The organism is Vibrio sp. 11-4(1) (assembly GCF_013048625.1).
GTDB lineage: Bacteria > Pseudomonadota > Gammaproteobacteria > Enterobacterales > Vibrionaceae > Vibrio > Vibrio diabolicus.
In genome coordinates this window covers 1-590 of sequence record NZ_VHSY01000064.1, presented here as the reverse complement: position 1 = coordinate 590, position 590 = coordinate 1, and the positions used below count along the sequence as shown (strand labels likewise).

The following is a 590-nucleotide window of genomic DNA, read 5'->3' as shown; positions in this document are numbered from 1 at the left end:
GGCGTTATGCGTCAGAGTAATATGGATGTAAGAATAATTATGGAAAAAGACGATTTAGTAGAGCTAGTAATTAAGTATTTCGAGAAAGTAGATGCGGGTGATCCTAGTTATCTGGATCTATTTTCAGAGGATGTTGATTTTTTCTTTCCTAAATTTGGACAGGCGAAAGGAAAGAATGCCTTAGTGGAGTTTGGCAATAGAATTGGTAGCTCATTGAACAGTATCTGGCATGACATAGACGGTTTTCAAATAACAACAGCTGGAAACAAGGTTATTGTTGAAGGACAGGAAGGAGGTGTAATGAGTGACGGTACTTCCTGGCCGGACAACAATGTGTCCACTGGTCGTTTTTGTAGTGTATTTGAGTTTAGTGGAAAATTAATAAGTCGTATGTACGTGTATGTAGATCCTGATTTTCCGAGCAGAGATTTACAAAGAATTTCTGTGCTGACATATGGAAAGTAACGCATAACAAACTGTTTAAGAGTGATTCGCAACGCTTGGCATTTTTACTATGCGTTGCGTTTAGTGTTTAAGGTGGTATGCGGAAGCTTCGGTATTGCGTTGCTCACACCTTAACAGGGCGTTAT

The 590-nt window shown here is 39.3% G+C and carries 1 protein-coding gene; it reads left to right on the top strand.

The genetic code is table 11. The annotated features are described in order from the left end of the window. The coding region (locus FKN16_RS24385; protein ID WP_249370588.1) for a nuclear transport factor 2 family protein at positions 1-465 on the top strand (465 nt) is incomplete at its 5' end. Positions 466-590: the final 125 nt, after the last annotated feature.